Origin of the sequence: Caproicibacter sp. BJN0012, from assembly GCF_035986805.1 — a bacterium.
In the GTDB taxonomy this organism is placed as follows: Bacteria; Bacillota; Clostridia; order Oscillospirales; family Acutalibacteraceae; genus Caproicibacter.
Genome location: NZ_CP142518.1, coordinates 148,437 through 174,544 on the forward strand (window position 1 = coordinate 148,437; position 26,108 = coordinate 174,544).

Here is a 26,108-nt window from a genome sequence, read left to right on the forward strand (position 1 = left end):
AAACAGAATAATTCCATTATAGTAAGGCGAACCCGTTCTGTCAACAAAATCCGGGGCGAATCCGAGGGCCCCACCGCTCAATCGGCGCCGGCGCCGGAAGCCGGCACCGAGGATGCCGAGGACGCCGAAGACGCGGAACCGGAAACGCCGGGCGCCCGCTGCACCGCGGCGCCCTGCCGGATCAGCGCGGTCACGCCCGCCTGAATCTGCGGGTCCTCTGCAAACGGAAGCTGATTGCGCGTGAGAAGGCCCGCCTGCGCGTCGGTCAGGCTCTTTCCGATATCAGGCTCGATGCCGGTCCCCTGGAACGCCGCGCCTCCGACGGTAAGGTAATCCGCGACGGAAAGGATCATCGCGGAGCCGTCGGAAAGCGGCACCGCCTCGTCCTTTGTGCCGTATCCGGCCGTCTTCTCCCCGACGAGCATCCCCTTTTTGAAGTCCCTGATGTCCGCCGCGAAAATTTCCGCCGCGCCGTAGGTGCTGCCGTTCATCACGACGCTGACCGGCAGATCGACCTCTCCGGTTTTGGAGGCGTACTCCACCGTGACCTTCCCGCTTTTGTCCCGGCTGCTGACCGTATTTCCCGCGGGCAGAAGAAGATCCAGAACCTTTGCCGCGGAATCGACGCTGCCGCCCGGATTGTTGCGCAGATCCACGATGATGCCGCACGCTTTCCCGCCGATCAGCTTGTTCAGCGCAGCGCTGAAATTCGTCGGCGTATCCTCCGTGAATTCGGAGACTTTCAGATACGCGGCGTTTCCGTTGATCATGGAATAGGTGATGGTCCGGTCGGTATATTCCGCCCGCGTCACCGTAAACGTGAGGCTCTGCGACGCCGCGCCGGAAGAGGCGGAGGAAGCGGAGCCTGTCTGAGCGCCCGGACGAAGGACTCCCAGCGCCACCTTGGTCCCCGCCGTGCCGTCCAGTTTGTTCAGCGCGTCGCCGTAGGTGATGCGGACAACTTCCTTCCCGTCCATCGAGACGATCACGTCGCCCCTTTTGAGTCCCGACGCTTCCGCCGGAGAATTCGGCAGCACTTCCGTCACTTCCATGTTCCCGTCCTCATCCTGCACGGTCCTGATCCCGACGCCGATGCTTTTCGCGCTGTTCGCCGCCAGATATTCCTTGTACTTCTGCGCGGAAAGATACTGCGCGTGGGAGTCTCCCAGCCCCGCGACATAACCGGCGCAGATGCCGTCCGTCAAAGCGGACTCGTCGATGGCGCCGATGAAATCCTGTCTCGCCTTCTGGTCGATTTCGCTCAGCTTCTGATACATGGCCTGGCGCTCGTTGATGTCGGCCACCTTCGAATTGAAGCTGTCCATCGCGTAGACGTAAGTGAGCGAAACCGTGACGGCCGCCGTGACGGCCGCAATCGACACCGCCGCGCCCAGCGAGAATTTTTTGCCCATTGCCTTCAGTCCTTATCGATTACTTGGAAAACCAGTTCAGCGGGTTTTTCGCAACGCCGTTGACGCGGATCTCAAAATGGCAGTGAGGTCCGCTTGAGTCCCCGGTGGAACCGACATATCCGATCGTCTGTCCCTTCGTCACCTGCTGGCCCTTGCTGACCGCCACGCGGCTCATATGCCCGTACAGCGTGGAGTATCCGCCGCCGTGGTCGATGGCGACCACGTTGCCGTACCCGCCGTACCCCGTTCCATAGTTGCCGTAGCCCGCCTGCATCACTTTGCCGGAATCCGCCGCGACGATCTGCGCGCCGTAAATGCCGGAGCGGGAAATGTCGATTCCTTTGTGGACCGTGCCCCACCTGGGCCCGAATCCGCTCGTGATACTGGTGCAGCTCGGCACCGGCCACATGAAGTTGCCCGTGCTGACGTAGCCGCCGCTGCCGCCCGTGCCGCCGCCTTTTGACGCATAGTACTCCGCGTACCACGCGTCAATCGCTTTGGAGGCTTCGTCCTCCTGCTTGGCAAGCGCTTTGCTCTGCGCTTGTGCGGCCGACTGGTCCGCCGCGATGTCGGCCAGGGCGCTGTTCGCCTCGTTGACGTAGCTCGTCAGTTCGGTCTGCTTCTGGTCGTATTCCTTCTTGTTCGCCGCCACGGCGTCCCGGTTCTTTTCAATGTCCGTTTTCTGGTCCGAAACGGACTGCATTTCCTCTTTCAGCCGGTCGATCAGCTCCGTGTCGTGCTGGGTGATTGCCTGCAGAATCTCCGTCTTGTCGGCGAGGTCCATAACGCTTTTCGCGTTCAGGATAATTTCCATGGTGGACGCGTCGCCCGTCAGGTAAATCGCGTACAGGCGTTCCTTGAGCTTGTCGAAGTCCGTGTCGATCTCCTTCTGCTTTTGGGCAATCTGGCTTTCTTTTTCTTTGATATCGCTGTTCAGGCCGGCAATCTGGTCGTTCAGATTGTCAATTTGTTCCTCCACAGTGTTAATTTGCGACGTCAGAGCGTCTTTATACTGCTGTTTTTTCGTTTCATCGTTTTTCAGGCTCTTGATCTGCGCGTCCACCTGCGCTTTTTTCTGTTTCAGACCGCTTTGCTTTTTCTGCAGGTCGCTCAGTGTGGAAGCCTGGGCCGGCTGGACTGCCGGAACGGAAAACAGAAGCAGAAACGCCGCCAGAACCGCGGCGAGAATCCTCACGGCCTTGTTACCACTCAACGATTTCGCCTCCCTCTCTTTTCAGGTATTTTCCGATTGAGATCGCCCCGCCGACCGCGCCGAACAGGGAGCCGGCAAGCAGGAACAGCAGCGTGATCTTCCACTGTATCGCCCCGATGGAGAGCGGCGAAAACAGCGTGATGGAAGTCAGCGTGCCGGTCAGCTTGTCGTAGAGAAGACGCAGGATCAGGCTCCCGAAAAGACCCGAGAGCAGGCCGATGATGATCCCCTCCACCACGAACGGCACGCGCACGAACCAGTTGGTCGCGCCCACCGATTTCATGATGCTGATCTCCAGCCTGCGGGAGAACATGGTCACGCGGATGGTGTTGGAGATGATGAACAGCGAAACCAGGCTGAGGAGCAGAATGATCCAGAAGCCGACCGTCGTGACCAGACGGTGCAGGCTGGTCAGCTTCGCCGCAATGTCGGAATAGTCGTTGATGGAGGAGACTCCGTCGATCTTCCTGATCTGCGCCACGGTATCCTTATATTTGGAGAGATCCCTGAACGAAACCTGGAACGCGTCGGGCAGGGGGTTGTCCTTCCCGGTCATATCCTTTAACAGGGAGGAATCCTTTTCCCCCAGCATCCCCATGACCTGCTTGAGCGCGTTGTCCTTCGACACAAACTGGCAGCTTTTGATGTTGTCCAGCTTTTTGATCTGCTCGCCGGCCTTGAGGGACGCCAGAACGGGAAGGTCCTTGTCCATGTAGATCTTCACCGAATTGTTTCCCTCCACGGCCGCCATCGCGGTGCTGATGTTCAGGGAGAACAAAATCGCGGCGCCCGTTAAAAGCAGGCAGGAAACCAGAACGCCGACCGAAGCGAGGGACATGGTCCGGTTGCTCCAGATGTTCCGCACGCCCTCGCGAAACAGGTAGCGGATATTATTGATCATGGCGCGCCTCCCAGTTGCAGCTGTCCGCAACAACGGAGCCGCCGTGTATTTCAATGACCCTGCGCCCGAAGCGCTTGACCAGGGAATGCTCGTGCGTCACCATCAGGATCGTGGTGCCGCGCTTGTTGATTTCGCTGAACAGGTCGACGATTTCAAACGAAAGCGCCGGGTCGATGTTCCCGGTGGGCTCGTCCGCGATGAGAAGGCGCGGCGAATTGATCAGCGCGCGCGCCAGGCCCACGCGCTGCTGCTCCCCTCCGGAAAGCTCGCGCGGGTGGCAGTCCGCCTTGTCCTGCAGATTCACAAGGCCGAGTATGTAAGGGACGCGCCTCCGGATATCCCGGCTGGAAGCTCCGACGACGTGCATGGCAAACGCCACGTTTTCGTAAACCGTCATTTTCTGAATCAGCCTGAAATCCTGGAACACCATCCCCATCCTGCGCCGCAGGTACGGCACGTCGCCCCGTTTCAGCTCGGAAAGCTTCTGCTCTCCCACGGTGATCTCACCCTCGCTGGGCCGCTCCTCGCAGGTAATCAGTTTTAGAAACGTGCTCTTCCCCGCGCCGGACGACCCCACGATAAAAACGAACTCCCCGTCGTCCACGCGGAGGCTGACGTCCTTCAGGGCTTTCGTGCCGTTGGAATAGATTTTGCTCACGTTCTGAAAATCAATCAATTCCATCTCTCCATATTCTTAAATCCCATTATCTTTCCTGTTATGACCATTTTCCGAGCGTAAAAAACACAGCCCATTGGTACGTTTACATAATACCAACGGGCCTCAAAAATATTATTCCAATATAAAAATATTTTGTAATATTTTTGTAATTTTTTATATTGTCAAAATTTAACGGGATCGGAGGAAAGATATTTTTTCACCATCAGCGCCACCTTGAAAATAATGGCGTCCTCGAATTCCCGCAGGTCCAGGCCTGTGATTTTCTTGATTTTTTCCAGGCGGTACACCAGGGTGTTGCGGTGGACGAACAGTTTGCGCGAGGTTTCTGAAACATTCAGGTTGTTTTCAAAGAACCGCTGAATGGTGAACAGCGTCTCATGGTCCAGCGAGTCGATGGAGCCGCGCTTGAAAACCTCCTTTAAAAACGCCTCGCACAGCGTGGTGGGCAGCTGGTAAATCAGACGGGCGATGCCGAGGTTGTCGTAGCTGACGATCAGGCGCTCCGTGTCGAACACCTTTCCGACTTCCAGCGCGACCTGCGCCTCCTTGAACGAGCGGGCGAGATCCTTGATGCCGGTCACGATGGTCCCGATGCCGACGACGCAGTGGGTGTAGAACTCGCTGCTGAGCGTGTCGACGATCGAGCCCGCGAGCTTATCCAGGTCCTTCATCTCGATGCCGGGCTTGATCTCCTTGACGAGCGCGATGTCGGTTTCATTGATATTGATGACGAAATCCTTGTTCTTGTCGGGGAAGAGGTTCTGGATCACGTCGAACGCGGAGATATCCGACTTGTTCGTGATCTTGATGAGCATGCACACGCGGCTGACATCCGAATTGAAGCGGAGCTCCCTCGCCTTCAGATAGATGTCGCCGGGCAGGATATTGTCCAGGATGACGTTTTTGATAAAGTTGCTGCGGTCGTATTTTTCGTCGTAATACTGTTTGATGCTGCTGAGCGAAATCGCGAGCAGCGACGCATACCTGCCGGCCTCCGGGTCGCTGCCGGAAACAAAGACCGCGTATTCCGGGCGCGGGCGGTTGCCGAAGGACCGATAGGTGTAGCCGTTGATGACAAAAGTGCCGGGAGCGGTGAGCGCCTCCGCGGTCACGCTGTCGTTGACCTCGCCGATCCGCCCGAGCTCGCTGCACGCGATGATGACGGAAGTCTCGTCGATCACTCCGATGGTGCGGTCGACCGCGTCCTTCATTTGGTGAATGACTCCCTGAAACAGCCTGTTAGACATGGTATCCCCTCATTTCCAGATCTGTCTGATCTATCTGAACTTTTCTCTTTCAAATAAGTAAATCTATCATCATTTTACACAAAGACGAATAAGATTTCAACCGTATCTTTCATATTATGGGAAAAAAAGCTGTGAAATATCGTTATAACCGTAAAAAATATTGCTGACGGCGGCTGAAATTTTCGCCAACGGATAAAAAAACGGGCCGTACAGACGCCGAATGCGCCCGTGCGGCCCGCCGGTTGCGGAAAATCAGTTCAGGATTGCCTTTTCCGTTTCCTTGTCAAACAGATGGATCTTGTTCAGTTCAAACGCGGTCTTGATCCGGTCCCCGGATTTCGCCGTCGAGGAGGGGTCGACCCTGGCGGTGAGGCTCACTCCCTCGCAGTTTAAGTACAGGTAGGTCTCCGCGCCCATCAGCTCGGTAACCTCCACGTCGGCCTCCACGATGCCGTCGGTCGCCTTTTTCAAAAATTCCGGTTCGTCATGCACGTTCTCGGGGCGGATGCCCAAAACGACCTGCTTGCCGACGTAGTCTTTCAGCACGTCGTCCCTGTTCTTGTCCGCCGGAATCGGGACGCTGTACCCGCCGAACCGGAACGCGTATCCCGAACCGGTTTTCTCGACGGTCCCGTCGAGAAAGTTCATCTGCGGCGAGCCCATGAACCCGGCGACGAACTGGTTGACCGGGTAATCGTACAGATTCTGCGGCGTGTCCACCTGCTGGATGAATCCGTCCTTCATCACGACGATCCGGTCGCCCATCGTCATGGCCTCCGTCTGGTCGTGCGTGACGTAGATGAACGTCGTGCCCAGCCGTTTGTGCAGCTTTGCGATCTCCGTCCTCATCTGGGCGCGCAGCTTCGCGTCCAGGTTGGAGAGAGGCTCGTCCAGCAGAAAGACCTTCGGGTCGCGCACGATGGCGCGGCCCAGCGCGACGCGCTGGCGCTGGCCGCCGGAGAGCGCCTTCGGCTTGCGGTCCAGCAGGTGGGAAATGTCCAGGTTCCGGGCGGCTTCCTCCACCCGGCGCTTGATTTCGTCCTTCGGGATCTTGCGGAGCTTCAGGCCGAACGCCATGTTGTCGAACACCGTCATGTGCGGGTAGAGCGCGTAGTTCTGGAACACCATCGCGATGTCGCGGTCCTTCGGCGCCACGTCGTTCGAGAGGGCGTCCCCGATGTAGAGCTCGCCCTTCGTGATTTCCTCCAGCCCCGCGATCATCCGCAGCGTGGTCGATTTTCCGCAGCCGGAGGGACCGACCAGAATCACGAACTCCTTGTCTTTGATCTCAAGGCTGAAATCCGTGACCGCGGTGACATTCCCGCTGTAAACTTTATAGACATTTTTAAGCGTTACGCTTGCCATGTGCACAACCTCCTGATTCATCCGTTCCTTCGCCGGCCTTACGAAGAACAATCCGTTTTTTCCTGTTGAAGCCATCATAACAGAAGCGGGAATGGATGAACAAGGTCCTTTTTACCCAAAGTTTCTTTTTTCGCTTTATGGAAATCCGATAAAACACAAATTGCAAGGCGCTTTTTCGTCTATTTTGTCTGCGGGGAACTAAAAAAAGCGGGGCGATTTTCGTCTATTTTATCCATGGCGCTGTGCGAAACACCAGCGCGGCTTCTTCCGCTTCCAGTTCCCTGGCCGCGCCTTCGGCTAGCTCCGGGTCGAGCGCGAGGCCGCCGATGCGCACCCGCCGCAGCGAGAGCACGCGGTTTCCGCAGGCCAGGAACATCCGCTTGACCTGGTGGAATTTTCCTTCCCGCAGGCCCGCCAGGACCAAAGGGGTTTCCCCTTCCCGCAGAACCGAAAGCCCGGCGGACAGGCAGACCGTGCCGTCCGCCAGCGCCACGCCCCGGCGGAACCGGAGGACGTCCGCTTCCGAAACGGGAGATTCCAGAACGGCCTCGTACCATTTCGTCACATGGCTTTTCGGCGAAAGCATCCGGTGCGCGAACCCGCCGTCGTCGGTCAGGATCAGAAGCCCGCGGGTATCCTTGTCCAGCCGGCCGGCGGGAAACAGGCCGCGGCGGCGCAGGCCGGGTGGCAGCAGATCCACGACCGTGCGGGCGCGCGGGTCGCGCGACGCCGACAGCACGCCGTCCGGTTTGTTCATCATCAGATAGACATGCCTTTTGAAGTTCAGGACCTGACTGTCCACCGCGATGACGTCCGCCTCCGGGTCGGCCTTCCATTCGGGCCGCCTTACCTCCGTTCCGCCCACGGAGACCCGTCCCGCGCGGATCAGCGCGCCGACCTCCTTCCGGCTCCCCAGGTTCTGCGAGGCCAGGATCTTATCCAGGCGTTCTTTTCCCATCCGCCGTCCCACCTTCCGATGGGACCAGTATATCCGTTCCCCCGGAAAAGATCAAGGGCGGCGAGTCGCCGCCGACTTCGGCCCGCCGGTCAGCACGCGGAAGAAGGCGGGCTGAGACGGGCGGGACGGAGGCAGGAAATTCCCGAAAACTAAAGCCGGGAACGCCGTAGGCGCGTCCCGTCCGGAGGGACTGCGCTCGGGCCGCGCGGGGCCTATTCCTCCCGGACCCATGGCCGGGTGCCCCTTAACCGAAATTTCTTCTTGTTTTTTCATTTGCGCTCAGGCCGCGCAGGCCCCTCCTTTCGTTCAAGGGTGAATTAAAATAGCAAGTGCAACAGGAGGGTAGAAAGAGTCCACAAAAAGCCAAATCCATGATACAGTAGGAGTTGAAAAGACACCACTGAAGGAGAGGCTTTTTATGGACTACCACCATCTTACACCAAAAGAGCGCGCATTGATAGCCCAATTGTGGAATAACGGGATCAGTATGAGGCAGCTTGCACGCAGGTTGCAAAGGGATCCGGGCACAATCAGCCGGGAGATCAAGAGGAACCGTTCGGGACAAAAATATCTTAGCGTTCCGGCACGGGCCCGGTACCTTGAACGGCGAATGGAATGCCGCCGGAAGAGGCTGTATCAAAACCCACGTCTGACAGCTTACATATCCGAAAAGCTTGAATTGTCATGGTCGCCCGAACAAATTGCCGGAAGAATCCGGTTAGACTATCCGGATGACCGGGACATGAAAATCTCGCACAGCAGCATATATCGGTGGCTACGCGCGGACTTGCTGCCACGTTCCGTACAACTTACGATGAAACTGCGTCACTATGGCCGTCAGCATGGAGAAACTCGTGGGTACAAGGCCGGGGCGCGGGAAATCCGGGAGAGAAGCAAAGAAGCTCTACGCAGAAAGAGACTTGGAGACTGGGAAGCTGACACGATCGGGTTCGGACAAGCAAAACGCGCTTATTTGCTGAATGTGACCGACCGAAAAAGTCGATACTGCTGCCTGGCCGTCCTGCGCAACATCAGACGGGAAGAAGTCATGCGGGGCTTTGAGTTCTTCTTTGAAGGCGGAAAGGTTCCGCTCCGCACGGTAACGTCGGATCGAGGGATCGAATTCAACTGCCACCGTGAATTTGAGAGCCGCTTTGAAGCGTTGTATTATTACACTCGCCCAGCCTCTCCGTGGCAGAAGCCAACTGTGGAAAATACGAACGGATTGATTCGTCAGTTTTTCCCCAGAGGAACCCGTTTTACAGAACTTACCCCAGAAGCCGTGGCATTTGTCATGGAGCGTCTCAACGACCGCCCGCGTAAATGTTTGAATTGGAAAACTCCTGCTGAAGTCATTTCTTCTTATCTGTTGCACTTCACTTGACAATTCACCTATATCAGAAAGGCGGGGCCCGTGCGAGTAGGTTAAGGGGTACCGGGCCGTAAATGCGGCGGACCATTGGGGCGATGCCGAATGGAAGGTCGGATGCGCCGGAAGGAATGGTTAGACCTGTTTGCCGCCGATGAGGAACTTCACGGGAATCGTCCGCATGAGGCTCCCGCGTTCGTGGAAATATTCCAAATGCGCGGGGATCAATCCACTTTTCTGTTTTTACGGGTCGTAATGTCAAAAATGACTGCAAGGACAAGGATCGCCCCTTTGATAATGTACTGGTAGGAAATACCGATGCCCATCAGGTTCATGCCGTTCATCAGCGAAGACATGACAAGGGCGCCCACGATGGAGCCCGTCACCTTACCGACACCGCCGTCCGCTGATACGCCGCCCACATAGGCCGCGGCAATGGCGTCCATTTCAAACGCCGTGCCTGCTGTCGGGGTTGCGGATTTCGACCTCGCGGTGAACAGAATGCCGGCCAGGGCCGCAAGCAGGCCCATTGACGCGAACACCAGGAACGTCACCTTTTTCACATTGACGCCGGCAAGCTCTGCGGCCTGCGCGTTGCCCCCTACGCCGTAAATGTGACGTCCAAGCGGCGTTTTATTTAGGATGAAGCTGTAAATGGCTACGACGACCGCCACAACGACCAGTGTCCATGAAATGCCCTTGAATCCGGCCAGAATATAGTCAATGTATCCGATAATCAGAGAAATAAAGATCAGCTTGATTACAAACATGGGTACGGACAGGACCTGAAAATGATACTGGAGCTGATTATTGCGCGTCTTGATCTGCGAGAAGATATAAAAAATAATCGTTAACACGCCGATCAGTATCGTCAGGATGTGCAGGCCGTTCACTGTGCCGATGTCCGGGATAAACCCATTTCCAAGCGCGTTGTAGCCTTCGTCCGATACAATGATCGTCCCGGTGCCTTCCGTGACCCACAGCAGAAGCCCCCGGAATGCAAGCATGCCCGCAAGCGTGACCACAAAAGACGGAACGCCGACTTTCGCCACCAGAAAACCCCCGAACATACCGATCACAAGGCCGAGCAGAAGCGAAAGCACAATCGACAGCCATGCCGGAACGTGGGCCTGCGTCATCAAAATAGCGGAAATGGCGCCGATGAAGCCGCACAGGAACCCGACGGAGATATCGATGTGTCGGATGATCAGGATGAGCGTCATTCCAACGGCAAGAACGGCGATGTAGCCGGTCTGGTTGATCCAGTTGCTGATGTTTCTCGGTGAAATGAAGTCGCCGCCCGTGCTGACGCTGAAGATGACGATAATGGCGGCCAGGGCGATATACATTCCGTAATCACGGATGTTTTTCTTTAGCAGCGTTTTTGTCTCGGTCCAAAGATTCATATTCTCTCGCTCCTAACTGACCGTAGCCATTGTCATGATTTTTTCTTCCGTCGCTTCCCCGGTCGGAAGTTCCCCGGTGATCCTGCCTTCGGACATCACGTAAATGCGGTCGCTCATGCCGAGAATCTCGGGGAGTTCGGAAGATATCATAAGGATGCTCATGCCGTTTGCCACAAGTCGGTTCATAATGGTGTAAATTTCATATTTGGCGCCCACGTCGATGCCGCGGGTCGGCTCATCCAGAATCAGGGTATGCGGATCGATGAACAGGCATTTGCTCAGCGAAACCTTCTGCTGGTTCCCGCCGCTTAAATTACCGACCACCTGATCCACGGACGGCGCCTTGATATTGATCGATTTCATATACCCGTTGGCGGAGATTACTTCCTCGTTTTCATTGATGATTCCTTTTCTGCATATTTTTTTAAGATTGGACATGACGATGTTCTGCTTTATGTCCTGAATCAGAATCAGACCGTTCGCCTTCCGATCCTCCGTCATATACGCGAGCCCGCCACGAATCGCTTTTGCCGGATGATGGTAGCTCACTTTTTCTCCGTTGATGAACATGTCGCCCGACACCTTGTACCCGCGTGGATTCCCGAACACGCTCAGCGCGAATTCGGTGCGGCCCGCGCCCATCAGCCCCGCGATGCCGACGATCTCGCCCTTTCGCACATTCAGGCCGACATGGTGAAGAATCTCCCTGCCGGCAGCGGGGTCGTACGCCGACCAGTCCTTTACTTCAAAACTGACTTCGCCGATTGTACGCTGCTCCTTGGGAGGATAAACGTTGTCGATCTCCCGCCCTACCATATGGCGGATGATCACATTTTCCGGAACCTTCTGTTTTGTCGCATCCATGGAGCAAATGGTTTTGCCGTCGCGCAGTATTGTGATGCTGTCGGCGATTTCAGATATTTCCTTTAGCTTGTGGGATATCATGATGCAGGTGACCCCCTGCGTTTTCAATTTTCTCAGCAGGTCCAGCAAATGTGCGCTGTCGGCTTCCGTCAGGGCGGCCGTAGGCTCGTCGAGAATCAGCAGCTTTATGTCCTTGCTGAGCGCCTTCGCGATCTCAATGAGCTGCCGCGTGCCGACGCCGAAGTCCTTGACTTTTGCGACAGGATTCGCGCCGCACCCTACCTTCTCCAGTATTTCCCTGGCGTCGATGATGGTCTTGTTCCAGTCCACCGTCTTCCCGTTCATGATCTCATGGCCGAAATAGATATTTTCGTAAACAGTCAGCTCGGGAATCAGCGCAAGCTCCTGATAGATGATGGCGACGCCGGCTTTCTCGCTGTCGGCGATATTTGTGAAATGCTGCTCCGCGCCGTTCAGGATGATCTGTCCACTGTAAGTGCCATAAGGATAGACCCCCGAGAGAACTTTCATCAAGGTGGACTTTCCGGCTCCGTTTTCGCCCACAAGGCAGTGGATTTCTCCCTTCCTTACCTGGAAGTTGACCCGGTCCAGAGCTTTGACCCCCGGGAATTCCTTTGTGATATCCTTCATTTCAAGTATGTAATCACCCATACGCAAAATCTCCCTTAATATGCTGTAAAAACAGATGGGACACTGGATCTTTGTCACCAGTATCCCATCTGCTTTTTGTCACGTTACTTCAGGTTGGTGAAATCGGAAGCCTGATAGTATCCGGAGTCGATAATGGCACTCTTCACATTTTTGGAATCCACGACCTGAACGTCTGTCTGTTTTGCCTTGACGTCGACCATTTTATTGTTGTATGTTCCTGTTGTCTCGGGAGTTTTGCCTTGGAGGATGGAAATCGCCATCGCAATGGAGTCCTTGACGAGAATGCGTACATCCTTGAACACGGTCATGGACTGTTTGCCGTCGATGATATACTGGATCGACGCCTTTTCGGCGTCCTGCCCGGTGATCTTATAGCTTGTCACCGCCGTGTCCGCCGCGAACACATCCGAAATGGAGCGCGCCGTGCCGTCGTTTGGCGCAAGGATATAAACGTTGCCCTTGTCGGCCGCCTTCGCCGCCGTCAGATGAGCTTCGGCCTTATTCTTCGCTTCGTTGAAATCCCAGTTAGTGGTGACCTGTGCGATGATCTTGCTTTCCTCGTCGCGGGTCAAGGTCGCTTTGGACTGAAGATTGACGGCTTCGCTGGAGTTCTTGATGACGAACGTCCCGTCCGCAATCTTCGGCTGAAGAACGTCCCATGCGCCCTCAAAGAAAAGGAACGCGTTGTTGTCGGTCGCGGCTCCGGTGTAGAGATACAGCGGATTGCCTTTTCCGGCCGCATTGTCGATCAGATACTGTCCCTGCGCCTTGCCGACCGAAATGCTGTCGAATGTGACGTAATAGTCGACCGATTTCGTATCCGTGATGAGTCTGTCGTAGGAAATGACGGTGATGCCTTCCTCTTTGGCTTCGTCAACCGCCGCCGCCGCTGCTGCCGCATCCTGCGGGCAGATGATCAGCACCTTGATACCCTTGGCCATCAGTGCTTCTACATTTTCCTTTTCCTTTGCGGAAGAACCCTGGCTGAATAGAACTTCAATGGAATAATTGGATTCCTTCAGCGCGTCCCTGAATCTTGTTTCATCCTGCACCCACCTTGGTTCGTCCTTTGTAGGAAGGATAATGCCCACATCGATTCCGCCCGATTTTGCCGCGCCGCCCGAGGACTGGGCCTCCCCGGACGAGGCCGGCGCGACGTCGGCCGGTTTTGATTCGCAGGCCGTTAGCCCCGCGATCAGCATGACCGATAACAGTACAGCAAAAAACCTTTTCAAATTTTCAATCCACCTTCCAATTTCATTTCGATAGCAATGCACATAAATCACAGGACCGTTTGCTATCTTTTTGTGATATTCATCATACTATTGAAAGGCTTCGTTTACAATGAACCGGATTGCTGTGTATCATTCTTATATTGCCGAGTTCTGCGATCCACCCGGTTGAAGCAGCGTTTTATTGCCGCAATAATAAAAAGGAGCCTCTGTGAACAAACAGTTCACAGAGGCCAAAGGCAGTCCCCGCAGTGCGGAAAAAAGCGGGACTCCTGTGTGGTGAAGCTTATTTCGAGGAGACCTCAGGCGTGCGGTATACGTCCTCTCTGAGATGGAAGCCGTCCCTGATTACCGTTTCGTCGATATTACCCTTTGTCACCCCGACTACGTCGATCATGAGAAAAGGGACATTGTAGGTTCCGTCGCTTATGGTGCGGCTGTAGGAAAGCTTTTCCCCGTCGGCGAGAAGCTTGCAGGTTTTTACCGCCTGATCCACCAGCTTTTCGATCGGCTTGTAGACGGTGAGATGCTGCGTCCCGTCCACGATGCGCTGACAGGCGGCCAGGTCGGCGTCCTCCCCTACGACCAGCACCTTTTTGGCAAGCTTCGCTTCTGAAAGGGCGTCGATGGCGCCCCATGCGAGGGAGTCGTTGCCCGCGATGATCGCCTTGATCTGGTCCGGATGCTGCCTGAGCTGGTCGGAAACGAAGCTGTAGGCTCCTTCTCTGCGCCAGTCCTCCACCCATGTTTCCGCGACGATCCGGATCTTCCCGGCCTGAATCGGCCCGTTCAGCACGCTCATGCAGCCGTCGTGGGACATGGAGGTGTTGTTGTCGTCCTTTGACCCGTTTATTAGAAGATATCCGCCCTCGGGAACAGCTTTGACCAGCGAGCCTGCCTGCAATTCGCCGACCTTCACGGTGTCGAATGAAACATAGACGTCGGCATTGGCGTTCCTGACGAGCCGGTCGTACGCGATCACGGGGATTCCGGCCTTTTTGGCTTCCTGAACGCACGCCGCCGCGTCATCGCGGTCCTGCGGCGCGATGACCAGAACGTCGATCTTCTTCCGAATCATGTCCTGCACTTGTTCCCGCTGCATGGCGGCGTCGTTGTTAGCGTTGGAAACAATGACGTCCAGTCCCTCCTGTTTCGCTTTTGCGGAGAAGATATCGCGGTCCCGGAGCCATCGGTCTTCCTTGAGCGTTGCCATGGAGAATCCAACCAGTATTCTGTGACCTCCGCCCTCCGAGGACTCCGGAGCCTGCTTTGCGCCGCATCCCGTGCAGACCGCTCCGAGCACGACGGCAAGCAGCGCCGCCACCAGCCCGCCTTTACGCCGTTTGAAAGGTTTTGCTGTCACAAGACTCACTTCCCATAATGTTCTTTATACTCGCTTGCCGTGACGCCGACAATCTTTTTGAACAGTTTTGAAAAATAATTGGGATCGGCATACCCTACCTGTTTGGCGGCGTCCTTGACGGACGCATCCGTGGACGCTAAAATGTGTTTCGCCTTTTCAATGCGGATCCTGATCAACTTATCAATAAAATTTACGCCTGTTTCCTCCTTGTAAAAATGGCTGAAATAATAGGGGCTCAAGTTGACTTCTCTTGAAATTCCACCCAGCGTGACCTCGCTCTCGTAATGCGACTCCATGTAGGAATCGGCCTTCCGAATAATGTCGTTCGCCCTTTTCTTTTTCCCTGAGGCGATTTCATTCACCGCCCCTGCAATAAAGCGGCTGCAGATATGACAAAGCTCCGTCTGGCTGCATGCGGCGGCCGCCTCCCCGAGTGCGGCGGGGTAGTCCCGGATCCAGTTTCCCCACTTCCGGTCGAATCCAACGATCAGTGAGATGCAGTTGTTTTTCAGTTCATCGAAATCGGGCATGACGTCCGCGCACATCCGGTCGAAAATATTGGAAAAAGCGAACAGGGCCCCTCCCGCGTCGCCTTCATCCGCCTTGGTGCAGACCGCCTGAACAAGCTGCTGCGCGTAATAGTTCCCCGTGCCCTTCTTTTCCTCCAATATGTCCTCGTAATGCAGGATGGGGATTTCGCTTTTCAGCCGCGAAAGATACTCCAGCGCGCAAAGCGCCTGCCGATAGGATTCGCGCGCCCCCCGAACGTCCGGACAGTACCCCCCGATTCCGGCGGATAAACCCAGTTTCAGTTTCTGCGCCTGATGGAGAAAACGCCGCGCCGTTTCCACCGCCGCGAGCTTCTGCTCAAACCCAGGGGAATGTTCGTCCAGCACGTAAACGATCAGGCGGTTAAGCATAAGTGGCCCCACGACACACACACATACATTTTTCAGAATGTCGCGGTAGTTTTGATAAAACTTCTGGCTTTGTACTCCGATTCCGATTCTGTTCTGCACTTCACCCCCGTCCGTTTCCCCGAACTGGACGGCGAGAACATAGCCGCCCGTCCTTTCAAACCCAAAAAGCCGGCAGTACTTTTGAAGGTCTTCCTCGGAACCGTCCAGCATGCAGATGGAACTGATGAATCCCGTTTCCAGCACGGGGATCACCATTTCAAATTTTTCTTTCAGTTCCAGCTCCCGCTTGACCTTGTCGCGGCGCTCGTCGATCCGGTGGACCACCTTTTCCAGCGTTTGCACCAGCTTTTCCTCTTTTACCGGCTTTAGGAGATATTCGTCCACGTTCAGCGCGACGGCTTCCACCGCGTAGTTGAAATAGTCGAAGGCTGAAATGATGATGAAGTGGACCGCCGGGTTTTCTCTGCGGATATGCTTCATGGCGTCCAGTCCGTTGATGCCCGGCATGTTGATGTCCATAATTACTATATCGGGGTGAAGGCTGTCTGATTTTTCAACGGCGGCCCGTCCGGAGCCGGCCGTACCCACGACTTCAAGCCTGTCGAGATCGTTTCGGATTATGTACTCGACGGATTTCACCGCGATCGGTTCGTCGTCAACGATCAGCACCCGGTACATTTTCGCCACTCCCTTCGTAATTCAGCGGCAGGACCAGAATGAATTTTGTCAGACCGCCCGCGCAATCGATCCACATGACGTCACGCCTGTCAAAGAAAAGCCGCAGCCTTTTCAGCACGTTGTCGAGTCCGATCCCCGTCGTGTGCCCCCGCTCATGGGGCCTGTCGTCGCCGGTATCTTCGGGGGATCCGTTCAGAATGGATTCGATCTGCTCCGGCGGCAGGCCGCTCCCGCTGTCGCAGACCTCAATATGGGCAAGCTTTCCCTCCTTCCATGCTCTCAGCCGGATGGTGCCGCCTTCTTCCATTTTGCTGATGCCGTGAATATAGGCGTTTTCAACGAGCGGCTGCAAAGTCATCCGGGGAACAACGAGTCCCATCAGCTCCGAATCCGTTTCGTCGGCCTCGAGCGAAAACCGGATCGTGTCGCCGAAGCGCATCTGCAAAAGATACATATAGGACACGACGTTGTCGATTTCCTGCTTCAGCGTGGCGTTGGAGTCCAGCCCGTTCAAGTTATAGCGGAAAATATCGGCCGCGTTTTCAAGGTAGGTGCAGGTAGCCCTGTCTCCCTGGAGCATGGCGATCTTTGCCCCTATGTTGATTGTGTTGAAAATAAAATGAGGGTTTACCTGCGACTGGAGCGCCAGAAGCTCCGACTCGTGCAGCGCGTTTTTCATTTTCAGGTTATTCAGCTTCTCTTCACTCAGCGTGCGTTCCAGGCGCCTTTTCTCCTGGATCTGGTCGACATATTCCCTGATGCTGACCACCATGGAGGCGAACACACTGTACAGCGTATGGATTTCTCCGCTGGTCCTGTCCGGCTGGATGGCAATGTCAAAATCGCCGTCCGCAATCCTCTGGGCGTATCCGGCAAGCCTTGTGATGGGTTTGGTCACCTCGAAACTGAACAGAATGATCATGGCGATGACGAATCCCATGACGCACGCGATTAAGATATCGTTGAGCAGAGACGTGTTTTGCTGCCGGACGCTGATCTCCTCAAACTTTTCCGAACTGTCGATGACGTCGCGGCTCATGATCTCTTCCATATAGACCGTGATGTAGTCGCTTTCCTTTACGATTTCCTCATAATCGGCCGTGTAGGCGGAGATATTTCTTCCTCTTTTTTCGTTTATGGCAGCTTCAGCTTTATCAAGGTAGTTCAAAATCATATTTGCTACGTTTTTGATTTTAATCCCCCGCTCCGTGTAGGAAACCTCCGAAAGCAGTTCGGCGGCGTTTTCGTTGAGGGAGGAACTGTCGTTGTAAAATGCGATGAGACTGTCCGAACTGCTGGTGGAAAGATAAATTTCAATATCGTTCTGAACCTTTTCCAGTCTGCTGTAGGCCACTGTGAGCTCCAGATTCTTTTTCAGCATCTGGTTCGTGTCCCCCATCAGGATCTGGGAGGAAAGGTAGGCGAAAAGGCTGGCGAGCATGATGGTGGAAACGGCAAGCAGGAAAAAGGCCATTAGTTTCGTGCGGTATTTCATCCCGCCGAATGACGGCCTCGTTTTAATTTTCATCATTAGCCACCTGATACCGGTCGACATTTGCCGCATCGATGGAAAACAGATCCGTATTCAGGCTGTCGGAGATATGGTTCCCTTTCAGAATCGAGTTGAGCTGCTGAACGCAATTATAGCCGATATGGTAGGCGTCCGGGCAGACGGAACCATAAATGACACCACGTCCGATGTAATTCAAAGTCTGGGGCATGGCCCCATAGCCGATGACTGAAACGTCTCCCACGCGGTTCTCGTCGACCAGTACCTGAGCAATGCCGGGCGTGCTGCGCTCGTCCGTGCAGAGAATCAGGTTGATTTTCGGGTCCTGTGTCAGAATGGTACTCATCAGTTTTTCCGTTTCGAACATGCCGGAATCCAGCGCATATATTTTCTGAACCTGAATTCCCTTGTTTTTGGAGAAAACGTCCATCATGCCCTGCAGCTTCAGGTTTTTATACTGGCTGCTTTCCTTGCTTCCGCTGCCGTTCACAATGATCGCCGCGTTCCCTTTGCCGCCGCAGGCCTTTACGCCCATCTCGCCCTCGCGGAAGCCGATGTCGTAGCTGCTGGAACCCACCGTGGGAACTTCGGGAATAAAGAAGTGGTCGTTCTCGAAAGTAAGTATGGCAATTTTTTTCTGCCGCGCTTCCGAGGCAAGGGCGGATGTCTTTTCAATATCCTCCGCCTGAAGCGCGATTCCGTCAACATTGGAGAGGAGAGCTTTCTCAAGAGTTTTCACCGAGGTGTCTTCATTGTTCTGGGCGACATCTACGAATTCAACATACACATTCAATTTTTTTCCGGCATCGGAAGCTCCTTTTTTAAACGTCGTCCAAAAATGCTCATTTGTGCTCTGCGTCACAAGCTGAACGTGGTAAGCGGGTTTGCCCACAGGCTCCTGCCCGTTTGTCCGGCTGCGTCCGGTGTCGTAAAGACCGTACAGCATAGCGGAAATCATGATCAGCACGATGACCAGAGACGCAAAAATGCCTTTCATGCGATTTCATCTCCATCGGAAGGAAATTACGTTTTTAAGAGGTTTCCTCCCAGGCCTTTCGGGCCGGGGCAGCGTCAAATCCTATATTAGAATAATAGCATTTCTTAGTAGAATATAATTCCTTCTATGAACGATATTTGCCTCTCCAATTTATTATTACCAATTAATGGATATAAACGGAATACCCTGAAGGTCATTGTCAATGACAAGCCATTGCATTTTTCCCTGTCGGGCTGCCTGGCCGCCGGTCTTCCATATCCGAATAACGGACCCGAAAGAGGGAATATCGTGTCTTCCGAAGGGGCGGTGCGGGTATCAGACAGCAGAATTCGCGCCACGTTTTCAAAGGTATCCCAGAGGAAGCGGAGCAGGCAGCTTCTGAGCAAGGGGGTGCTGAAATGGCGAGAAAAAGTAGAATCTATGCACAGCCTCTTAATGCAGCGCTGCCAAACCGTGTTTACAAAAGTCTGTATGTGCGCCTTTCCGTTATGGACAGCGGCAAGTTGGACAGCGATATGCTGCAAAATCAGAAAAGCCCCCTGCGCGCTTATATGGCGGGCAACAGAGTTTTCTCTTTACGAGGTCTATATTGACAACGGAGAAACCGGGGTAAGCTTTCCCTGTTCGAGTGACGCACTGATCCTTGGACATGCTCTGGGTCGTGGCCGCCGGAGGCGCAAAAGGCGCTTTGTGTCCGGGCCATAGATGCGGGCGATGCCGCTACCAGAACATGCAGAGCCGTTCCAGATTCGCGTAAAAGGCCGGGTCGGTGTAATAGATCGTGTTCCTCTCGTTGCCGAAAATCACCGCGGTCCCCACAAGAATGGTGAGAATCAGGCTGGCGCAGGACAGCGCGTAAGAAGGGGAGCGGCCCCCCGCCGCCGGGGAGGACCGGGCGCATTCCCGGTTGAGATCCAGAATGACAAGCAGCGAAAGCGCCGACAGCAGCGGCGAAAAGTCCGTGACATAGCGGATATCCATGCCGGAAACGGAGTAATTCAGCACGGCGATTCCGAGCGAGAGCAGAAGGACCGTCCAAAAAAACAGCCGCGCGTCGCTTCTTTCCCGGTAGACCGGGGAGCGGCGCATCCCGAAAATCCACCACAGGCTGGGAAAACTCATCATGCCGAGCATCACGATATGCAGTTTATACGAGGAGTAATAATTGAACTGCCTGTCAACAACGTGGAGAAACGGAAACCTGGGGTCAAGGCTGGGAAACTGCAAGAAGTAATGGTAGACGGCGGGGATGAGGTTCAGGATGCTGAAGCGGTTGCAGCTCATGTTGTCGATGGTAAGCTGATACGTCGTGCCGAATTCGAACGGCGAGCCGAACCGCAGAAAATTGTATTCCATGAGCGCCAGCGCGCCGCAGAGGACCGGCAGGGCGAACGCGCCGAGCCGCAGCAGCCGGCGCGAAATCCGTCCCTCTCCGTGCAGCAGCTCCTTCAGGAGCGCCGGCAGGACCAGCACGATGGACAGGGCGGCGACCGGCCTGCTTCCCACGGCGAGGACATAGGCGATGCCGCCGAGAAACAGAAGGAACGCCCGCAGTCCCGCCCGGCTCTCTCGGTCCGACCGGAAGATCAGGAAAAGAAAGGCGCACAGAAACAGCATTTCGGACAGATAGGCGATGTAATAAAAGTCCGCTGAAATCTGGAGCATGAACAGCATGCTGGAAAAAACGGCCGCCGCCGTCCCAAGCAGAAATAAGAGAAGATTGATTTTTTTGCAGTACCGCAGCGCGAGTTCGCGCAGCAGCAGAAAGAGGAACGGGATGGCCCAAAGCGCCAGAATGGCACCGGCCTGCGAATCCGCCGGCAAAGAGTGAAACAGAAAATAATAAGGATAGTAAACGGTGAAGAGGGGCGTCAAGCCGAAATACGAGTAGTATTTTCCATTATAATAGGAACGGTCCCAGCTGAACGAGACGCCATCCGCCACACGGGCGCTGTAATCATAGGGATTTTTCATTGCCCCCAGCTTCGGGTCGACGCTCAGATCCAGGTTCAGCTGCCCCTTCTGGAACGCGTCGAATTGCTGGATATAGCAGCCGTAGGCTTCCGGGGCCCCCCGCAGCGGGTACGAAATCTCCTTTCCCGCGCCGGCGGCGTTGCAGAGGGCAACCGACACAAAGCACAGAAGGACCGCCAGCCAGACAATGATCCGATTGTGGGTATGGGAGGTCCGATCGTAGAAAACCGTCCAGGCTTTTTTCCGGATGATGCACAAGGTTCCGACCGCCAGCAGGGAAAGCAGCAGAAAACGGCCCCAGGAAAAGAAGAAACCCGGCTGGTTGACCGAGATTCCCTGAATGCGCAGGCCGGCGCAGCTGTCGTCGAAGACGAAGCGGACCGAATCCAGTTTTCCGGCGGAGTAGACCGGAAGGACCGTGGTCCGGGCGGAATCGGCGCTGAAGTCGTAGGTGCCGCAATGGTAAAAGTCGGCGGCCATGTTCTCGTCGCGGAGTTCCACTTTCACGATGCAGACTTTTCCGTTGTCCTTCGCCTGAATCCGGAAGCAGCAGGTCGTTCGGCCGACCCCGTCAAAGGTCACGGACCCGCCGTTGTCTCCAATGGAGATTTCCCCTCCGGAAAAGGAGGCCCCGTTTTCCAGTTTGGCGCCGTCGAGGGGGAGGGATCCCGCGGACATATTTTTTACGGAAGGAACGAAACTTAAATAATTGAAAACAAAGAGTTCACAGAAAAGGCAAAGGGCAACAAGGATGCAGGCGGTTTTCATGATGGAATAGAGTTCTCTTCCAGAGAAGAATTCCCCCATCTGCCGCAGCATCCAGACACAGAGGACGGACGCGCAGAACAGAGCGGCTTCTAAAAAGAGGATCGGCCATCCGGTTCTGAGAAAGGCGTCCGGGGTGGATTCCGCCCTGCCGATGAAATTACCGGTCAGAAACAGGATGGCAAAGCACAGGAGCGCCGAGAGGCCGCACATCACGGCATAATTCCGTTTCCCGAAGGAAAAAACCGATTCCCGGTGCCGCATTCCGAACAGGAGGAAGCCCGGAGCGAAAGTGCCGGCCGCCAGCAGGGCGGAGAGGAGCAGCAGCTGAGTCAAGTTTTATCCCCCGTTTCGTGTTTTTGCGGAAAGCCCGTGGCCTGTCCCAAAAGCCGGACGGCTTCTTTTCGCCCTTTTCCGGCAGGGAGGATCAGATAATCCATCCCGGCGTTTTCCGCCGCCTTTCCGTCCCGGTCGAACCGGTCCCCCGCCATCAGGCAGTCCGAGGGAGAAAGTTCATTTTTGCCCAGAATTGCCCGCAGCCCGGCGGGGTCGGGCTTCAGCCGCCGGATTTCCGGGTCCGCGGCGCAGTAACAGCCGTCCGCTGAAAGCCGGAGGGCTTTCAGCTTTTCCGCCGCGGGGTAGTCGGAATAAATGAAAACAAGAATTCCCCGGCCGCGGAGTTCGGGGATCAGCTTTTGCAGCCGCCGGTCCCGGCAGGCATAGAGATGGGAGAGCGGGGCCTTGAGCATCCACGTTTCGACGGTACGCCGGACGGCGTCTTCGGGGAGGTGTAATCTCCGCGCGACGGCGGAGTACTGCTCCGTTTCCCAATCTCCCGAAAAACATTCCGTTTCGCGGTTTTTCCGGTAACCGGAGAGAATTTTGCAGTCGCGAAGCCCTTCCCGTCCGTGCCGCAGGCAGTGCCGAAGCAGCTCGGCGGCCATGAAAAGGCGGAGCGCCCGCTGATGATAGAGTGTGCCGTCCATGTCGAAAATAACCGCCCGATAGGGCCTCCCTTTGGAAGTGAGGCTCTTTTTTATCCGCATCAGCTTACCTCGATCAGGCTGTCGCTCAGGAAAACGCTGAGCTGTGGAATATTGACGAACAGCAGGACTACCACCAAAACGAGAAAACAGACCAGGTACAGCATCAAAAATTTTTCACGGAACAGTTTTTCCGGCTTCTGTGCCGCAGAGTCCTTTTTCAGCCCGATGGAAAAATAGAGACAGAACAAACCGCACAGAAACGGGACCGCCAGAAGCAGCTCAATCCGGTACTTGACCAGAAAGACGCCGAGAAAAAACACCGAGAACATCGCGTAAAAAAAAGAAGAGATCAGCAGCGACTTCTCCGAATAGTGCAGAAAGGATTTCCGGTATTTTCCGGCCAGGGCAGGGTCGGCGATCATCCTGTATTCGGAAAAGCGCTTGACCGCCATTAAAAAAGCCCCGCCGAACCAGAACCCGAGTATGATGCTGACGGGCGGGTAATACCGGTCTGTGATGATAAACCACCCGAGGTAAAACCGAAGCGCGTTATTGACCGATTCGGTGAGGACGTCCAGGTAAGGCAGGTCCTTCAGTCTCAGCGGGCGCACATTGTAGAGGAGGCCCATCGCGAGAAGCACGAGCTCCGCCGTCAGAAAACAGCGGTTGATCCGGGCGGAAAGCAGGAGCCCGCCCGCGCAGAGAAGACAATACTCCAGAAGTAAAAACCTGACGCTCATCTGTTCCGTGACGAAGGGCCGGAATTTTTTCGTCGGGTGAAACCGGTCGAAATCGGCGTCCAGCCATTCGTTGATGACGTAGTTTGCGGAAGCGATGAGGCAGGTCGCCGCAAGACCGATCAGCAGAGGAGCGGCTTTTTCCCAGGGCATATGCTGGGAGGTTAGAAAAAACGCGAAAAAAGAACCCGGCAGCAAAAAGAGGTTTTTGATCCAGTGGTCGGGCCGTGCGATCTTAATATAATTTCTCAGTTCGGAAGGTCGATGCGTTTCCTGCATGAAATCAGATTCCATTCTCCGTTAAATTGATTGACCGGCTGATAGTGACCTCCGGGGCGGCTTCTCCGCCGTCCGTGCCCGGAGGCTTCGATTCCCCGGATCATCTTCCGTCTCATATCAGATTTTAATACTTCTTTTCCTTTCTTTCAACTAAAAGTATCATGAGTATTTTGCCGGCGCGCCGGAATCGGTCCCCGATCCCAGTGCGCCGGCGGGAGAGTTACGGAAAAAAGGGAACGGCCCGCCTCAGGCGGGCCGTTCCCTTTATATAGGAAGATATGTAAAGAATCTTATAATTGAATGAAGTGCAAGTCAGAATCTGGAAAAATAGGAGGATGAATCGCCGTCGCGGTTTCCCGCCGCCGCAAGGCGGATCGAAAGGCGCGTTTCCAAAAGCCGCAAACACGCCCTCCTGCCGCTCTTTTATGATTGCAGGGGCAAATTCACACGACGCTGAACAGCAGTTCTCCATAGGTCGGGTACGGCAGGTAACCGGAGCCGATCAGCGGCTCGACCTGGTCCGCGACGGCGCGGGTCTCGGACATCTGGGCGAATACGGTGTTGCGGAAGTATTCCGCCTCGTCCAGAGCATCCTTAAATTCCCGATCCGTGCTGGCGGCGGCTTCAAGAGCCTCCGTCTTCCTGTACAGGTCGGTGACCAGCGGAGCGAGTTTTTCCAAAAGTCCCTTTTCGAATCCGCAGCACAGATCCGGAGAAAGCTGTTTTTTGCTGTTTGCCGTTTCGCTCAGGTCTTTCATGTAGGCGGCGGCGGCGGGGAGAAGGTCCTTGCGGATCATGTCGGCCATGGCGAGCGCCTCGATGCTGACCTGTTTATAATAGTTCTCAAGCTGGATCTCATAGCGGGAGTAAACCTCCGTTTTCGTGAGGACGCCGTGCTTTTCAAACATCGCGACATTTTCGGGCTTAATATAGTACGGCAGCGCTTCCACGGTGGAGTGCAGGTTCAGAAGGCCGCGCTTTGCGGCTTCGTCGACCCATTCGGGCGCGTAGTTGTTGCCGTTGAAAATGATGCGTTTGTGCTTTTTAATGACTTCCTGGATCAGGGCGTTCAGTTCCGCTTTGAAATCGGACGCCTTTTCCAGACGGTCCGCGAAGCAGCACAGCGTATCCGCAATGATGGTGTTGAGCATCATGTTTGGGCAGGCGATGGAATCGGAAGAGCCGACCATGCGGAATTCAAACTTGTTGCCGGTGAAGGCGAACGGGGAGGTGCGGTTGCGGTCGGTCGTGTCCTTCGGGATTTTCGGCAGCACGTCGGTGCCGATCTCCATGAAGACGCGGTTCTTTTTGCCGCAGGGAGCGCCGCTTTCAATCGCGTTCAGGATCTCTTCCAGGTCCTCGCCGACAAACATCGAAACGATGGCGGGAGGCGCTTCATTTGCACCCAGGCGGTGGTCGTTGGCCGCGCTGGCGACGCTGATCCGCAGAAGGTCCTGGTGCTCGTCGACCGCCTTGATGACGGCGGCGAGGAAAAGCAGGAACTGCGCGTTTTCGCTGGGCGTTTCTCCCGGTTCCAGCAGATTTTCGCCCTTGTCGGTGGACATGCTCCAGTTGTTGTGCTTGCCGTTGCCGTTGATGCCGGCGAAGGGCTTTTCATGCAGCAGGCAGGTCAGGCCGTGCCGGATGGCGACCTTTTTCATCAGTTCCATCACAAGCTGGTTGTGGTCCGTCGCGACGTTGCTGGAGGTGAAGATCGGCGCCAGTTCGTGCTGAGAAGGCGCAACCTCGTTATGTTCAGTTTTCGCCAGGATGCCGAGCTTCCACAGCTCCTCGTTCAGGTCCGCCATGAAGGAGGCCACGCGGGGCTTGAGCGCCCCGAAGTAGTGGTCGTCGAGCTCCTGCCCCTTCGGAGGCTTTGCCCCGATCAGCGTTCTGCCGGTGTAGATCAGGTCTTTTCTTTTTTCGTACAGCGCCTTGTCGATCAGGAAGTATTCCTGTTCCGGGCCGACCGTGGTGGTCACGCGGGTCGCCTCGGTGTTGCCGAACAGCCGCAGGATGCGCAGGGCCTGTTTGTTCACGGCATCCATTGAACGGAGCAGCGGGGTTTTCTTGTCCAGGGCCTCTCCTCCGTAAGAATAAAAGGCGGTGGGGATGCAGAGGGAACTTTCCTTGACAAAGGCGTCGCTGGTCGGGTCCCAGGCGGTGTAGCCCCTCGCTTCAAACGTAGCTCTCAGCCCGCCGGACGGAAAGCTGGAAGCGTCCGGCTCGCCCTTGATCAGTTCCTTGCCGGAAAATTCCATGATGACCTTTTCCCCGTCCGTGGGAGAAATAAAGCTGTCGTGCTTCTCCGCGGTGATGCCGGTCATCGGCTGGAACCAGTGGGTGAAGTGGGTCGCGCCTTTTTCCAATGCCCATTCCTTCATGGCGTTTGCCACCACGTCGGCCACTCTCGGGTCAAGCGTTTTGCCCTTTTCCCTTGTCTCCTTAAGAGCCTTATATGCCGATTTTGGAAGCCTAGCTTGCATTACGGTGTCGTTGAACACCATGCTTCCGAACAATTCCGGAACATTGCCCATCAGAAATCCACTCCCTATATAAAATACGTTGACAATGAAAAAAG

22 protein-coding genes are annotated in these 26,108 nt (G+C 55.4%); 2 read left to right on the plus strand and 20 right to left on the minus strand.

Annotated elements, in window-relative coordinates; all coding sequences use genetic code 11:
• Positions 1–77 precede the first annotated feature (77 nt).
• From VA597_RS00720 to VA597_RS00755, 8 genes are all read right to left on the minus strand, one after another.
• Positions 78–1,412 (minus strand): S41 family peptidase, encoded by a 1,335-nt coding sequence (locus VA597_RS00720; protein ID WP_326974932.1) that lies wholly within the window; start codon positions 1,410–1,412, stop codon positions 78–80.
• Positions 1,413–1,431: 19 nt separating this feature from the next.
• On the minus strand, positions 1,432–2,625 hold the full coding sequence (locus VA597_RS00725) for a murein hydrolase activator EnvC family protein (protein ID WP_128741154.1): 1,194 nt from the start codon (positions 2,623–2,625) through the stop codon (positions 1,432–1,434).
• The gene (ftsX, locus tag VA597_RS00730) at positions 2,615–3,526 is read right to left on the minus strand and encodes a permease-like cell division protein FtsX (protein ID WP_128741155.1); all 912 of its coding nucleotides are present in this window, start codon (positions 3,524–3,526) and stop codon (positions 2,615–2,617) included. Before ftsX ends, VA597_RS00725 begins: the two co-directional genes overlap by 11 nt.
• Positions 3,516–4,202 carry a cell division ATP-binding protein FtsE gene (ftsE, locus tag VA597_RS00735; protein ID WP_128741156.1) on the minus strand — a complete coding sequence of 229 codons (687 nt, stop codon included), beginning with the start codon at positions 4,200–4,202 and terminating at the stop codon, positions 3,516–3,518. Before ftsE ends, ftsX begins: the two co-directional genes overlap by 11 nt.
• Positions 4,203–4,366: 164 nt before the next feature.
• Positions 4,367–5,452, minus strand: coding sequence for a PucR family transcriptional regulator (locus tag VA597_RS00740; protein WP_128741157.1), 1,086 nt, complete (start codon positions 5,450–5,452; stop codon positions 4,367–4,369).
• A 252-nt stretch (positions 5,453–5,704) separates the two neighbouring features.
• Entirely contained in the window at positions 5,705–6,817 is a 1,113-nt protein-coding gene (locus VA597_RS00745) for an ABC transporter ATP-binding protein (RefSeq protein ID WP_128741158.1), read from the minus strand.
• Between the two features lie 223 nt (positions 6,818–7,040).
• Positions 7,041–7,775, minus strand: a complete 735-nt coding sequence (locus tag VA597_RS00750) for a pseudouridine synthase (protein ID WP_128741159.1) — start codon at positions 7,773–7,775, stop codon at positions 7,041–7,043.
• A 51-nt stretch (positions 7,776–7,826) separates the two neighbouring features.
• Complete coding sequence (locus tag VA597_RS00755) at positions 7,827–8,048, minus strand: hypothetical protein (RefSeq protein WP_326974934.1); 222 nt, start codon at positions 8,046–8,048, stop codon at positions 7,827–7,829.
• A gap of 145 nt (positions 8,049–8,193) precedes the next feature.
• On the opposite strand from VA597_RS00755, the gene VA597_RS00760 reads away from it, so the two are divergent.
• Positions 8,194–9,159: an IS30 family transposase gene (locus VA597_RS00760; RefSeq protein ID WP_128741069.1), complete on the plus strand. Its 966-nt coding sequence runs from the start codon at positions 8,194–8,196 to the stop codon at positions 9,157–9,159.
• Positions 9,160–9,368: 209 nt separating this feature from the next.
• Here VA597_RS00760 and VA597_RS00765 read toward each other — a convergent pair whose 3' ends face one another.
• The 7 genes from VA597_RS00765 to VA597_RS00795 all read right to left on the minus strand — a co-directional run bounded on the left by VA597_RS00765 (position 9,369) and on the right by VA597_RS00795 (position 18,786).
• Positions 9,369–10,550 carry a sugar ABC transporter permease gene (locus VA597_RS00765; protein WP_128741160.1) on the minus strand — a complete coding sequence of 394 codons (1,182 nt, stop codon included), beginning with the start codon at positions 10,548–10,550 and terminating at the stop codon, positions 9,369–9,371.
• Positions 10,551–10,562: 12 nt separating this feature from the next.
• The gene (locus tag VA597_RS00770) at positions 10,563–12,086 is read right to left on the minus strand and encodes a sugar ABC transporter ATP-binding protein (RefSeq protein WP_128741161.1); all 1,524 of its coding nucleotides are present in this window, start codon (positions 12,084–12,086) and stop codon (positions 10,563–10,565) included.
• Between the two features lie 83 nt (positions 12,087–12,169).
• Positions 12,170–13,321 (minus strand): sugar ABC transporter substrate-binding protein, encoded by a 1,152-nt coding sequence (locus VA597_RS00775; RefSeq protein ID WP_243112570.1) that lies wholly within the window; start codon positions 13,319–13,321, stop codon positions 12,170–12,172.
• 283 nt (positions 13,322–13,604) lie between these two features.
• Complete coding sequence (locus VA597_RS00780) at positions 13,605–14,681, minus strand: sugar ABC transporter substrate-binding protein (RefSeq protein WP_128741162.1); 1,077 nt, start codon at positions 14,679–14,681, stop codon at positions 13,605–13,607.
• Positions 14,682–14,686: 5 nt separating this feature from the next.
• On the minus strand, positions 14,687–16,279 hold the full coding sequence (locus VA597_RS00785; protein ID WP_128741163.1) for a response regulator: 1,593 nt from the start codon (positions 16,277–16,279) through the stop codon (positions 14,687–14,689).
• Positions 16,257–17,810: a sensor histidine kinase gene (locus VA597_RS00790; protein WP_326974935.1), complete on the minus strand. Its 1,554-nt coding sequence runs from the start codon at positions 17,808–17,810 to the stop codon at positions 16,257–16,259. The genes VA597_RS00785 and VA597_RS00790 overlap by 23 nt, the downstream gene beginning before the upstream one ends.
• Positions 17,797–18,786, minus strand: coding sequence for a sugar ABC transporter substrate-binding protein (locus VA597_RS00795; RefSeq protein WP_128741165.1), 990 nt, complete (start codon positions 18,784–18,786; stop codon positions 17,797–17,799). Before VA597_RS00795 ends, VA597_RS00790 begins: the two co-directional genes overlap by 14 nt.
• 398 nt (positions 18,787–19,184) lie before the next feature.
• Between VA597_RS00795 and VA597_RS00800 the strand changes: the two genes are divergently transcribed.
• Positions 19,185–19,379, plus strand: a complete 195-nt coding sequence (locus VA597_RS00800; RefSeq protein ID WP_128741166.1) for a hypothetical protein — start codon at positions 19,185–19,187, stop codon at positions 19,377–19,379.
• 127 nt (positions 19,380–19,506) lie between these two features.
• Here the strand turns inward: VA597_RS00800 and VA597_RS00805 are convergent, their stop codons facing one another.
• From VA597_RS00805 to VA597_RS00825, 5 genes are all read right to left on the minus strand, one after another.
• A complete protein-coding gene (locus tag VA597_RS00805) occupies positions 19,507–21,861 on the minus strand; it encodes a hypothetical protein (RefSeq protein ID WP_128741167.1) in 2,355 nt (784 codons plus the stop codon).
• Entirely contained in the window at positions 21,858–22,571 is a 714-nt protein-coding gene (locus VA597_RS00810) for an HAD family hydrolase (RefSeq protein ID WP_128741168.1), read from the minus strand. Before VA597_RS00810 ends, VA597_RS00805 begins: the two co-directional genes overlap by 4 nt.
• Positions 22,571–23,527 carry a UbiA prenyltransferase family protein gene (locus VA597_RS00815; protein ID WP_326974936.1) on the minus strand — a complete coding sequence of 319 codons (957 nt, stop codon included), beginning with the start codon at positions 23,525–23,527 and terminating at the stop codon, positions 22,571–22,573. Before VA597_RS00815 ends, VA597_RS00810 begins: the two co-directional genes overlap by 1 nt.
• Complete coding sequence (locus tag VA597_RS00820; protein ID WP_326974937.1) at positions 23,497–23,643, minus strand: hypothetical protein; 147 nt, start codon at positions 23,641–23,643, stop codon at positions 23,497–23,499. Before VA597_RS00820 ends, VA597_RS00815 begins: the two co-directional genes overlap by 31 nt.
• Positions 23,644–23,970: 327 nt before the next feature.
• Positions 23,971–26,064 carry a glutamine synthetase III family protein gene (locus VA597_RS00825; RefSeq protein WP_128741170.1) on the minus strand — a complete coding sequence of 698 codons (2,094 nt, stop codon included), beginning with the start codon at positions 26,062–26,064 and terminating at the stop codon, positions 23,971–23,973.
• Positions 26,065–26,108: the final 44 nt, after the last annotated feature.

What these genes read in the sequence shown, in the direction of transcription:
- VA597_RS00740 (WP_128741157.1), bottom strand. Translation starts at nt 5,452, where the DNA reads ATGTCTAACAGGCTGTTTCAGGGAGTCATTCACCAAATGAAGGACGCG.
- VA597_RS00800 (WP_128741166.1), top strand. Translation starts at nt 19,185, where the DNA reads ATGGCGAGAAAAAGTAGAATCTATGCACAGCCTCTTAATGCAGCGCTG.
- VA597_RS00755 (WP_326974934.1), bottom strand. Translation starts at nt 8,048, where the DNA reads ATGAAAAAACAAGAAGAAATTTCGGTTAAGGGGCACCCGGCCATGGGT.
- VA597_RS00745 (WP_128741158.1), bottom strand. Translation starts at nt 6,817, where the DNA reads ATGGCAAGCGTAACGCTTAAAAATGTCTATAAAGTTTACAGCGGGAAT.
- VA597_RS00820 (WP_326974937.1), bottom strand. Translation starts at nt 23,643, where the DNA reads ATGAGACGGAAGATGATCCGGGGAATCGAAGCCTCCGGGCACGGACGG.
- VA597_RS00765 (WP_128741160.1), bottom strand. Translation starts at nt 10,550, where the DNA reads ATGAATCTTTGGACCGAGACAAAAACGCTGCTAAAGAAAAACATCCGT.
- VA597_RS00825 (WP_128741170.1), bottom strand. Translation starts at nt 26,064, where the DNA reads ATGGGCAATGTTCCGGAATTGTTCGGAAGCATGGTGTTCAACGACACC.
- VA597_RS00785 (WP_128741163.1), bottom strand. Translation starts at nt 16,279, where the DNA reads ATGTACCGGGTGCTGATCGTTGACGACGAACCGATCGCGGTGAAATCC.
- VA597_RS00760 (WP_128741069.1), top strand. Translation starts at nt 8,194, where the DNA reads ATGGACTACCACCATCTTACACCAAAAGAGCGCGCATTGATAGCCCAA.
- VA597_RS00790 (WP_326974935.1), bottom strand. Translation starts at nt 17,810, where the DNA reads ATGATGAAAATTAAAACGAGGCCGTCATTCGGCGGGATGAAATACCGC.
- VA597_RS00795 (WP_128741165.1), bottom strand. Translation starts at nt 18,786, where the DNA reads ATGAAAGGCATTTTTGCGTCTCTGGTCATCGTGCTGATCATGATTTCC.
- VA597_RS00810 (WP_128741168.1), bottom strand. Translation starts at nt 22,571, where the DNA reads ATGCGGATAAAAAAGAGCCTCACTTCCAAAGGGAGGCCCTATCGGGCG.
- ftsX (WP_128741155.1), bottom strand. Translation starts at nt 3,526, where the DNA reads ATGATCAATAATATCCGCTACCTGTTTCGCGAGGGCGTGCGGAACATC.
- VA597_RS00750 (WP_128741159.1), bottom strand. Translation starts at nt 7,775, where the DNA reads ATGGGAAAAGAACGCCTGGATAAGATCCTGGCCTCGCAGAACCTGGGG.
- VA597_RS00720 (WP_326974932.1), bottom strand. Translation starts at nt 1,412, where the DNA reads ATGGGCAAAAAATTCTCGCTGGGCGCGGCGGTGTCGATTGCGGCCGTC.
- VA597_RS00815 (WP_326974936.1), bottom strand. Translation starts at nt 23,527, where the DNA reads ATGCAGGAAACGCATCGACCTTCCGAACTGAGAAATTATATTAAGATC.
- VA597_RS00770 (WP_128741161.1), bottom strand. Translation starts at nt 12,086, where the DNA reads ATGGGTGATTACATACTTGAAATGAAGGATATCACAAAGGAATTCCCG.